A 10,753-nucleotide genomic window follows, 5' to 3' on the forward strand; every position below is an offset into this window, starting at 1 on the left:
GGCTGAGAATTCGCGTAGCGGCGTGCTAAAAGGCGCTTTCATCGACCAATGGCCGGTTACTGTCGGTGGCTAGAGAGGGGCGTCATTGGGAGAATGGAAAAATATCGTGAGGGTGATTTGGGCGCATTCTCGATTCCTTCACGACTTCGGTAACCACATGCATCCACCGTGTGTATTTGACAAATTTTTAATTTTCTTCCTTTGGCATAGGACTTTTCAGTGCGCCAAGAAAAATTTCAGTCGAGACCATTTTGCTGATTTTTCCTGACTCGCCGGCCCCCTAGAGGACCACACAGAGCTACTGCGAATATCCCCTTAGCCGGAATAGAAAAAGGCATATCGATTGAACCGATATGCCTTTTTCTTCGGTTTGGTTACTAGCGAGGGTCGACGTTATCCAGCACTCGGTTCGCCAGCATTGAACTCAGTTCGATCAATTGCTGGATGCCGAGGGCGATGTGGCGCCGGGGGCCTTCCAGGTCGAAGGCCAGGTTGCTGATCATCGCGTCGGCGGATGCCAGGTTTTCGCTAAGGTTGGCGAGCAGGCATTCGTTGTCGGCGTTTTTTGCCACAGTGAATAGCTGGCCTGGTTTGGATGCCTCTTCGGACTTTTCCGGTTTCGGTAGCAGGTAATAATCCAGGGCGCGTTTTTCTGCCTCGTCTTGTTTCTTTGTTTTGGATTGAGTGGACGCAGAAGTGTGATCTGCTTCGGGGGGATTTGGTGTGACTTTGAACATGGTGGAGCTCCTTTCGTAAGAGGAACCATCACCGTCTGCCGCCAAGCAGATGGGGTGACGGGTTACACAAGGTTGGCGGACCGGAACGAAAGGAACCCGGCATCCCCGAAGGGATCCTTGCGCAACCCGCCATAACATAGGAGTGCCAATGCCAGAGGCATCGCATTCATATTGAGGGGCTGTTGCGCCTTTCGTGTACCGGGCCGCCAAACCCGACCACTGATGGGCAGTGGCAGGGAAACGATAGAACCCATGGGCAAGGCGCACAAGCGGGCGGATTCTGGCGTAGTTGTAGGCAATGGCGCAAGGATTCGTAGCTTGGTGGAGGCGTTGCGGAGGGAGAATAAACAAGCCTTTATAGTGCCCAGGATTCGGGGCGAGGGAGCGTGCTCTCGTTTGGTGGAGCAGTGTTTTTTTCTGTAGGAATGAGCCGACTATTTTGGGGCAGTTTTGTCGTCCAGCGGAATTGTGGTGCTGCGGCGAGAGGAAGGCGACATAACCCGGCATCCGGCTCGTCAGCAATGAATGAGTTTGAGCCGTCGTTGGATGTCGGGCAGGGAACCGTACGGTGAATTCCTTGATGTTCTACAAGCCCATCCTAACTGGTTCCAGAGCCTTGATAGATCAAAAAGTGATCGATTATTAGCTGGTTTGGCATGTTTAGCTGTCCAGCTAAACATGCCATTAGAGCTAAGGTAATGCATGTACAGGAAGTTTTGCTGCTGCTCGATGCCTTGGCGTACGCCCATAGCCGTGGCGTACTACACGGCGACATGAAGCCGAGCAACGTCATGTGAGCGAGGAGGGCCTGCGTCTGTTCGATTTTGGCTTGGGCCTGGCCGAAGGAGGGCCCTCGCGGCATCTGCCGAACCTGAACCGTGAGCGCCTCAACGCCTGGACGCCAGGTTACGCGGCGCCTGAACTGCTTGAAGGTGCGCACCTGTCAGCGGGTGCCGATGTCTATGGTGTGGCTTGCGTGCTGTATGAACTGGCGAGCGGCAAGCACCCGTTCCGACGGTTACCTGCCACCCAGGCCCGCGATGCCCGGTTGGAGCGCGGGCTCAAGGCTCCGCGCAACCTGCCCAGGCGTTGCTGGCCGGCGCTGCGAATGGCGTTGGCGCTTGATCCGGGGCAGCGGCGTATTGGTGCGGCTCAGTTACGTGATGCCTTGGGTGATGTTTCGTCTTGGTGGTGACATACCCTTGTGGGAGTGAGCTGTTCGCAATAGCGGTCTTGTCTGACCCGGTGATGTTGAAGGTGCCGCCGTCATCGCGAGCAAGCTCGCTCCCACAGTTTTTTCCCAGTTGTTCATAGGCATTGCGTTCACGCAAATCCCCTGTGGGAGCGAGCTTGCTCGCGAAGGCGGCAGTACGTTACACACCTGAATCCGGCCCTTCTCGATCTGAAGGTGCGATCCGTGGCCAGAGATCGCTCCTGCTGGGTGGCGCATCTGTCGTAAACCGGTTGATGTGGTTTTCCGAGGAACTGGGCCAGCCTATTTTGGGGCGGCTTCGCCACCCAGCGGGAGCAAGCTCCCTCGCCACGGGGGTGGTGCTGCGGTTAACGCGGGTCGACGTTATCCAGCACTCGGCTCGCCAGCATTGAACTCAGTTCAATCAGTTGCAGGATGCCGAGAGCGATGTGGCGGCGGGGGCCCTCCAAGTCAAAGGCCAGGTTGCTGATCATCGCGTCGGCGGATGCCAGGTTTTCGCTAAGATTGGCGAGCAGGCATTCGTTGTCGGCGTTTTTTGCCACGGTGAATAGCTGGCCCGGTTTGGATGCATCTTCGGACTTTTCCGGTTTCGGTAGCAGGTAGTAATCCAAGGCGCGTTTGGCGGCTTCGTCCTGCTTTTTGTTTTTGCTACCGGAACGGGTAGTGGTTGGGTCTGTTTCTGGAGGGTTCGGAGTTATCTTGAACATATGCATTTTTCCTTTAGTAGGCCGCAACCATCTCGCTACTAAACGAAGGGGTGGCAGCTGTGCGCAAGTTAGTAGACCGGTGGAAAACACATAAAAGCCCGGCGCGCCCGAGGGCGCCATGCGCACAGCCACCATCAAGTGCAGACAACGCCTGACTGATGAGACTCATGCAACCATTATGTATTTCCAACCAGGGCTACTAAACCCGACCACTGATGGGCAGTGGCAGGGAAACGATAGAACCCGGGGGCAAGGCGCACAAGCGGGCGGATTCTGGCGTAGTTGTAGGCAATGGCGCAAGGATTCGTAGCTTGGTGGAAGCGTTTCGGAGGGAGAATAAACAAGCCTTCGTAATGCCCAGGATTCGGGGCGAGGGAGCTTGCTCTCGTTTGGTGGAGCAGTGTTTTTTCTGTAGGAATGAGCCGGCTGTTTTGGGGTGGTTTTGTCGTCCAGCGGGATTGTGATGCTGCGGCGAGGGGGAGGCGACCTCGAGTATCGATAAGTATTTGCTCATCCGAACCTTTCTCGTCGCGCCGTCCAACAACGAGGCGGGCAGCTAGGGTTTGTCGGTGGCCAACGGTGATGGTGGGACAGTCACGTAAATTGAATGAAGAAATATCCAGCTTCGTCACCTTCCTTCATCTTTTTTGCACGGTTATCTGCAAACACATAACCGATGCCGCCGGCAAACAATCCTTCGTGTCGGGGGCTGATTTTTGCGATGTCGGCGTCCAATATCTGGGTTAGAAAGTAATAGCGAGGGCTTTCATTCAGCGGATCTTGCAACCAGCCGGGGCGACCTAATACTTTGCTGAGGCCGGCGCCGCTGTCCGGATCATCCAACTCTTCCATCATTTGTTCTGCCGTAAGGGGCTGCAGATCGATGTAGCTTCGCGGGATCGGATCTTCCAGGGTGGGCGGCATAAGCTCGAGAGGCGCCAGTGTATGAAGCAGAACCTTACTGTGACCTTGTGCCAGTTTCTCCATCTCGCTCTGTTGATGGACAGTCAATCTGCGTATTGAAGAGCGTTTATATACCCCTCCTTCCCGCTCCACAGAAACGAATACCGTCAGCGCCATCCCTGTCGGTATGAAGGGGGTATTCAGGAAGTTTGATGTCATCGTAAGCACTGGGAGCATCAGCTGATCGGTCTGCGGATCTTTCGGCCATAGCGCAATATCGTCGAGTCGGGCGCCTCCTCCGATTTGCCCGATGCCGAGGTCTCTTTCGGAAAAAATAATTTTATTGATGCTCATAGCCTTTGATCCTTAAAAGCAGCCTTTTCGTTTGGCGAATGATGTTGCGAAACGCCTCGCTGTTCGTGCTTGTTGTTGGGAAATTACGCCGGTTTTAACCAAGGAGTTATGAATTGCCTGGGTCATGAGTCGAATTTCCAGCTTTCCGCGTTTAAGCATTTGATTAACCCCCAACCCGCGAGCTCGTCGCAGACGATTTTCCTCGGCGTGCACCATGTCATGATGTTCGGGTGATAGCGCAATGGAAGGGTTGCCTTTGTAGCGCCGGCCTTTCGCAATTCCTTTTTCTTCCAAAAACTTGTTACGAACTATCTCGTGCGCTTCCAATCCGTCATTCATGTGAGCCTTGGCACCGTAGCCGGCCACTTCGCCCTCTTTGAGTAGTCCAGACGGGTCAATCCAGCCGATAGGGTTTGGAGCATATTGGTAAAGGTTGAGACCACCTTCCAACCCAATCGGATCCGGCGTAATAAACCGCCCCACATCCGGATCATAAAACCTGAACGTATTGAAATGCAGCCCGGTTTCCCGGTCCAGGTACTGCCCCTGGAATCGCAGGTTCTGCTCTTCGATGTAATACGGTTCACGCACTTCTTCTAGCGTGTTGCCCCACACCCGATACGTGGCCTGCCACACGTTGTGCCCGTCGGCTTCGGTGAGTTGTTCCGGCAGGCCGTTGAGGTCGTTGTGGTAGTAGCGCACTTTTTGCAGCGCACCGCTGCCGTCGACACGGGCCAGGGGCTCGTAGCCGTCGTCTGGGTACAGGTAGAGGCTGGTCTGCTGGTGGCGGTGTTCCTGCAACAGGCGCAGGCCGTCCCAGGTGAAGCGGGTTTCCCCCAGCGGATAGCCGTGGCTGTCGTGTTCGGTTTTTTCAATGCGCCGGCCCAGTGGGTCGTAGGCCATGTTGACCATGCTGCCGTCGTCGTTGCGCACCTCGATCAAGCGGCTTTCGGCGTCATAGGCGAAGTGTTGCACGCCGCGTTTGGCGCTGCGTTTTTCGATCATCCGGCCGAAGGCGTCGTAGCGGTAGCGCTTGTCCTGGTAGGTCAGCAGTTTGTTGTGCACCACCAGCCCGACGCCGGGGGCCGGGCCGTCCAGCAGGTTGGCGGCGGCGTCGTAGGTGAAGGTCTCGCGTTGGCCGTGCAGGCTGTCCTGGCTGGCGATGATGCGGCCGGTGGCGTCGTAGTGCAGCAGTTGGCGCTGTTGTGCGGCGGGTTGCTGGTCGAGTTTGCCGATGAGATTGTCGGCGGGGTCGTACTCGAAGTGTTTTTGCACCGCCGCCGGCAGCAGCGAGGGTTGGCCGCTGTGGCGGCGTTGTCGCGCGCGCAGGCGGCCGCTGCGGTCGTATTCGCTACGGGTGCTGAGCTGCCCTTGGGTGCGCAGCACTTCGCGGTGCAGGCGGTCGCGTTCGAAGTCGCTGATGACTTGGCCGTCGAGGTTGATCTGGTGCAGGTGGCCGCTGCCGTAGTACAGGCGGTTGACCCAGCGGCCATCGGGCAGTTGGCTCTGGATCAGGTTGCCGAGTTCGTCGTAGTGATGTTGCAGGCTGCCGGCGGTGCTGTTTTCGGCGAGCAACTGGCCGAGGGCGTCGTAGGCGAAGCTCAGGGTCTGGGCGTTGCCTTGCAGGTCGGTGAAAGTGACGGCGGTGAGTTGGTCCAACGGGTCGTAGCTGTATTCAGTGCGGCCATCGTCGGTGACTTTGGCGATCAGCCGGCCTACGGCGTCGCGTTCCAGGCGATGGACGATGGGTGCCGGCGGTGTTTCGGAAACGAGCGCCAGGCCTGTGCCGTAGGGCGCGGGCATCGCCGTCACTGCCGCGACGTTGTCGAGGCGGTCGTAGTCGTAGCGCTTGGCGCTGCCATCCAGGTCTTGTTGTTCGGCCAACCGATCCCCGATATCCCAGGCAAACCGGTAGCTTTCACCATTCTCGTTGGTCAGCGCTTGCAGCCGGCCGAAGCTGTCGTAGGCAAACTGCACCTGCTGGCCCTGGGCGTCGGTGCGTTGGCGAACCTGGCCGCGGCGGTTGTGTTGGTAGAGCGTGGTGTGCCCGGCCGGGTCGGTGTAGCCGGTGAGTAAGCCTGCGGTGTCGCGCTGGTAGTGCTCGGTGCGGCCGTCCGGCAATTGGCTGCCGAGCAGGCGCCCCTGGGCGTCGTAGCTGAACTGGGTGCGCTCGCCGAGGGCGTCGGTGATGGTCTGCAGGTAACCGCGCGCGTCGTAGCTGAAACGCGTCGGGTAACCCGAGCAATCGACGTGTTCCACCAATTGGCCGAACGGGTTCCAGCGCAGTTTTTTGCTTTTGCCGGTGGCATCGATGATTTCCACGACCTGGCCGTGGGCATCGTGGCGATAGCGAGTGACATGGCCCAGCGGGTCGGTTTCCGCGGTGCAGTTGCCGCGTTGATCGTAGCGGTACTTCCAGCTATGGCCGGCGGCGTCGGTGTCCACCAGCGGCAGGGCCCAGTGTTCGAGCCAGAGGGTGGATTCGCTACGGCCCAACGGGTCGGTTTCGCTGATCAGGTTGCCGGCTTCGTCGTAACTGAACGAGTACTGGCCGCCTTGTGGATCGGTAGCGCTGAGCAACTGGCGCTCATCGTTCCACTCGAATAGCCAGGTCTGGCCGAGGTTGTCGGTGTATCGGGTGATCTGGTGCTGGCCGTTCCACTGCCGGGTGCTGACGCGCTGCAAACTGTCGCTGATGCGGGTGATGCCGGCCTTGAGATCATAGTCGAACTGGTAGGCGTCGCCTTCGTCGGTCCAGTGGCGGACCACGCGCCATTCCTGGTCGTCGATCAGGGCCCATTCATAGAAGCAGTGCAGGCCGGTGGGCAACTGGTGCTCGACCATCCGTTGCCCGGCGTCGTAGCGGAAGCGCCGTTGCACCTGGCCGGTGGCGTCGCGCACTTCGGCGAGGGTGTTGGCCGCGTCGTAGGCGTAGCTGACCAGCACCTCCCGCGTTTGGTCGGGGTAGAGACGTTCGATGTGGGTGACGCGTTCGCCTGCGCGGATCAGCTCGACGTGCACCAGGTCGAAGGTGTCGCGCAGCCGCACCAGGCGTCCGGCGTCGTCGTAGTCGAGGTGGATGCGGTTGTCGTTGCGGTCGCCCAGTTGGCTCAGGCGCAGGTGTGATGGGTTGGCTGGCGAGGGTTCGAACAAACGGTAAAGGCCGTCTTCACTTTCGATCAGCAATTGCCCGTTCACATGGCGGCGCACGGCCAGGCCTTCGCCGGCGCTGAACACCGCGCCGCCCAAGGGGATGGAGCCCATGTCGATGGGCCGGCCCTGTTCGTCGGTGTAGACCAGGGTTTCGCCGCCCTCGGGGTGGGGCTGGATTTCCACCTGCACTTCGTAGGCGACGCTCCAGCCAGCGCCGAACAAACTGTCGCGGCGTTCGTCGCGGCTGTTGTAGACGCGCTGCCAGTCAATCGGCAGGATGCCGGGCAAGACGAAATCCAGGTCCTCGTCAGCGCCCAGCACCTTGGCCCCGGTGGCGGCATGCACTGGGTTCGACGAACCCATGGCGGCGTTGGCGGCCGCGTTCGCCGCGCTGCTGGCGGCCATGGACACCGCGCCGCCCACCAGCATGCACGGCAGTTTGCTGAAGAACTTGCCCTTGCCGCCCTTGAGCATCAGCAGTGCGGTGACCGCCAGGCCTACGCCCGGGGTCTTGCCGCTGCGGATCTCGCGCACCACCACCGAGGCGCCGCCAATGGTCACGTTGGGCGAAATCAGCCCGGCCGACACCACCGTCGCATCGCAGGTGCTGCGGTCGCCGCTGCGCACGGCGGGCTGGCCGTTGATGGTGACCTTCTCCGAACCTTCGGCCATGAACTGCGGTGGCATGGGTGGGTGCTTGGTGCAGATCACCAGGTCTTCCGGTCGGGTCTCCGTGCCGGGGGCGGGCGAGGCGACAGTGGGGCGCCACATCTGCGAGAAGAAATTCCCGGCCATGTCCAGGTAGCTGGTTTCGGCTTCTTCTTCCGGCTCGGGCATTTCCAGTTCGGTGCCGGCCGGCGCGACATGGGAAACCACAATGCCGGCGGCGCGGGCCGAGGGGATGTTGTTGGTGAAGGTGTCCTTGGAGCCGGTGAGGATGTTGGCCTGCACCGTGGGCGGAAAGAAGGCGTTGCCGATGCCCTCGCATAAATCGCTCAGGCCTTTGTCGGCCCCGGTCTTGCTCATGGCCAGGCCGACGATGGTGCCCACCACCAGGCCCAGGACGAAGCAACCCAGGCCGCCAGTGACCACGGTGATGCCCGTGGCCGCGACCACGGCGGCGGTCGCCAGGGCAGTGATCGCAATGTTGGCCGCCACCTCCAATACGCCGCCCAGGATGTCGGCCATCATCGAGGTGTGGTTGAGTGCATCGCCCAGGCGGGCGGCCCAGAGCGCGTCAGACATGCAGGTTGCTCAGGCGGGTTGGGTGGTTGGAGAGCGTGGCTTCAAGCAATTTGTGGCCTTCCATTGCGCCAATGTCCTTGTGGGTTGCGGCATGCTCAAATGCCATTTCTGGCGCTTGATCCGCTTCTGCTTCTTCAAGCGATTTCAGAGCGGGTGCTTTTTGTTCCATCCACCACCGTCCTTCTGTGGGAGCGAGCTTGCTCGCGATGAGGCCCTTTCAGTCAACCTCATCAGTGACTGGTCCACCGCCATCGCGAGCAAGCTCGCTCCCACAAGGGTCAGGGTTGGGTGTCGAACACCAGCGAACCCTTGATCGTCGCCCAATGCGCTGCTTCGGCATCGCCGAGCTTTTCCGCTTTCACGTAGCTCAAGGCAAGCATCTTGCGGGTGCCGGGCAGTACCAGTGCGAGCTGATACTGGAAAACCTTTTCGTTGCCCTTGTTGAACTGGCTGCGCAACTCGATGGCTTCGACTTCCTGGCTGGCGCCCACGCGTACGGTGGCGCCCGGTTGGCAGCGCAGTTGCTGGACTTGTTTTTCCAGGCGCTTGAGCTGGTCGTCGAGGTTGCTTTGCAGGGTTTCGCCTTCGGCCAGCAGGCTGCGGCTGACGATCAAGGAGGTGCCCAATTCGGGGAACTTGAGGATGTTGATCGTCGCGTCCAGCAACTCGCTGGGCGGTAGCTGGAGCTGGAATTCATTGAGGCGGTAAGTCATGGCGCATAGATCTCGAAGTTAGCCCTTGGGGAACGCGGCGCTGATGTTGGCGTCGATCTTGCCCTTGACGCCCTGGCCCTCCGGCGTGGCACCCGGGCCGCCGCCGTTGTTCAGGTGCAGCACGCCGCCGGTGTTGAATTCGGCATCGCCGCTGGCGTAGAAGCTGATCTGCACGCCGGTCAGATTGATCTGGCCGCTGGCGTTGAGCTCCAGGATGCTTTGGCCGCACACCAGGCGCAGGTTCTCACCCACTTGGATGACGTAGCTCTGGCTGATGCTGTCGGTCTTGCGCTGGCCCACCGAGAGGATGTCCTCCTGCTTGACGATGCGCAGGCGGTTGTTGCCGATGGTCACCGTTTCGTTGTGGCCGATGCATTTGTTGCGGTCGTGGCCCACCGAATGGCTCTCGTCCACCTCGACCACGATGTCCTGGTTACGCTCGGCATGGATGTACAGCTGCTCGGCGCCTTTCTTGTCTTCCATGCGGATTTCGTTGAAGTTCGCCGGCGTGCCACCCTTGCTCGAACGGCTTTTCATGCCGCTCTGGGTCGCGTTCGCAGGCAGGTCATAGGGCACGGTCTGTTCGGCGTTGTAGACACGGCCGGTGATGATCGGCCGGTCCGGGTCACCCTCGAGGAAACTCACGATCACTTCCTGGCCGATGCGCGGGATCTGCATCGAACCCCAGTTTTTCCCGGCCCAGGATTGCGACACGCGGATCCAGCACGAGCTGTTCTCGTTGGATTGGTCGTGACGGTCCCAGTAGAAATGCACCTTCACCCGGCCATACTGATCGGTCCAGATTTCCTCGCCTTTGGGGCCCACCACCAAGGCGGTCTGCGGGCCTTTGACGATAGGGCGGTGAGTAATCGCCAGCGGACGATAACTTTGCTGGGCGTCGATGCAGGTCAGGCTGCTTTCGAATTGCGCCGAAGGCGCGCCGCCACCGGTTTCGCCGCTCTCCTGGGAAATGTAATAGCGGGCGCCGACGATCAGGTATTCACGGTTCTGGTCCTGGCGGCTGAAGCCGGTCAGGCTGAACAGATGCCCCGAGCCCAGCCCTCGAGCGTTACCCGATAACTCGACCTGTTCGTGCAGGGTCTGCAAGGCTTCGATGCGGGTGCGGGCGTAGTGCTCGCCGTCGGCGCTTTGCACGTAGGTGCCGGGGTAGTCGTACAGCGGATAGTCACCCGCGGTATGCGGGCGGGGCATGGCCGAGCGCACGTCGATGCGGGCACTCGGGCGCTGGAAATCGTAGTCGTTGAGTTCCAGAGAACCCGGCTGGACTTCCTGGGCCAGGTGCCAATCGTGGATATGGTCACGCTCGCGCTGCTGCTCATTCTTCGGGTAGTACGGCACCGAACCGTAGCCGGGTGCCGTGGTGTGGGCGCCATAGGCGTCAGCCAGCACCAGCACATGACGACCCCGCTCATGGCGGAAGAAGTAGTAGATGCCTTCCTGCTCCATCAAGCGGCTGACGAAATCGAAGCTGGTCTCGCGATACTGCACGCAGTATTCCCACTCGCGATAGGTTTGGCTCAAGGCGTCTTCGAAATCGGAAAAGCCCAGGTCGCGGAACACCTGCTTGATGATCTGCGGGATGGTCAGGTTCTGGAAAATCCGGCAATCGGAGGTGCGGGTCAACAGCCACAACCATGGGCGCAGGGTGGCGTGGTAGCTGGCGAATTGGCCCTGATCGACGTTCTGGCTGCACCGGGCGACGATGCC

Annotated in this window: 7 protein-coding genes and 1 pseudogene; 1 reads left to right on the forward strand and 7 read right to left on the reverse strand. The window is 60.0% G+C overall.

What is annotated here, in order from left to right; translation table 11 throughout:
• Window positions 1–377: 377 nt before the first annotated feature.
• On the reverse strand, window positions 378–737 hold the full coding sequence (locus BLO80_RS21095) for a DUF6124 family protein (protein ID WP_092330978.1): 360 nt from the start codon (window positions 735–737) through the stop codon (window positions 378–380).
• Window positions 738–1,453: 716 nt separating this feature from the next.
• Here BLO80_RS21095 and BLO80_RS21100 point away from each other — a divergent pair.
• Window positions 1,454–1,932 (forward strand): annotated as a pseudogene (locus tag BLO80_RS21100) (protein kinase); the annotation flags it as partial.
• 365 nt (window positions 1,933–2,297) lie between these two features.
• On the opposite strand, the gene BLO80_RS21105 reads toward BLO80_RS21100, so the two are convergent.
• The 6 genes from BLO80_RS21105 to BLO80_RS21125 form a co-directional block, all read right to left on the reverse strand.
• Window positions 2,298–2,657, reverse strand: a complete 360-nt coding sequence (locus tag BLO80_RS21105) for a DUF6124 family protein (protein WP_092330981.1) — start codon at window positions 2,655–2,657, stop codon at window positions 2,298–2,300.
• Between the two features lie 594 nt (window positions 2,658–3,251).
• Window positions 3,252–3,914 carry a hypothetical protein gene (locus BLO80_RS21110; protein ID WP_092330983.1) on the reverse strand — a complete coding sequence of 221 codons (663 nt, stop codon included), beginning with the start codon at window positions 3,912–3,914 and terminating at the stop codon, window positions 3,252–3,254.
• 12 nt (window positions 3,915–3,926) lie between these two features.
• Entirely contained in the window at window positions 3,927–8,312 is a 4,386-nt protein-coding gene (locus BLO80_RS21115; protein WP_256574229.1) for an RHS repeat-associated core domain-containing protein, read from the reverse strand.
• Window positions 8,305–8,481, reverse strand: a complete 177-nt coding sequence (locus BLO80_RS29985) for a hypothetical protein (protein ID WP_175459530.1) — start codon at window positions 8,479–8,481, stop codon at window positions 8,305–8,307. The genes BLO80_RS21115 and BLO80_RS29985 overlap by 8 nt, the downstream gene beginning before the upstream one ends.
• Window positions 8,482–8,590: 109 nt before the next feature.
• The gene (locus BLO80_RS21120) at window positions 8,591–9,025 is read right to left on the reverse strand and encodes a DcrB-related protein (RefSeq protein WP_092330986.1); all 435 of its coding nucleotides are present in this window, start codon (window positions 9,023–9,025) and stop codon (window positions 8,591–8,593) included.
• Between the two features lie 18 nt (window positions 9,026–9,043).
• On the reverse strand, window positions 9,044–10,753 hold a 1,710-nt coding region (locus BLO80_RS21125), incomplete at its 5' end, for a type VI secretion system Vgr family protein (protein ID WP_092340975.1).

This window comes from Pseudomonas sp. NFACC56-3, assembly GCF_900100025.1.
Classification (GTDB): Bacteria; Pseudomonadota; Gammaproteobacteria; order Pseudomonadales; family Pseudomonadaceae; genus Aquipseudomonas; species Aquipseudomonas fluorescens_AA.

Excerpts from the sequence above, each read along its gene's own strand:
- BLO80_RS29985 (WP_175459530.1), bottom strand. The coding sequence starts at position 8,481 with ATGGAACAAAAAGCACCCGCTCTGAAATCGCTTGAAGAAGCAGAAGCG.
- BLO80_RS21110 (WP_092330983.1), bottom strand. The coding sequence starts at position 3,914 with ATGAGCATCAATAAAATTATTTTTTCCGAAAGAGACCTCGGCATCGGG.
- BLO80_RS21095 (WP_092330978.1), bottom strand. The coding sequence starts at position 737 with ATGTTCAAAGTCACACCAAATCCCCCCGAAGCAGATCACACTTCTGCG.
- BLO80_RS21115 (WP_256574229.1), bottom strand. The coding sequence starts at position 8,312 with ATGTCTGACGCGCTCTGGGCCGCCCGCCTGGGCGATGCACTCAACCAC.
- BLO80_RS21105 (WP_092330981.1), bottom strand. The coding sequence starts at position 2,657 with ATGTTCAAGATAACTCCGAACCCTCCAGAAACAGACCCAACCACTACC.
- BLO80_RS21120 (WP_092330986.1), bottom strand. The coding sequence starts at position 9,025 with ATGACTTACCGCCTCAATGAATTCCAGCTCCAGCTACCGCCCAGCGAG.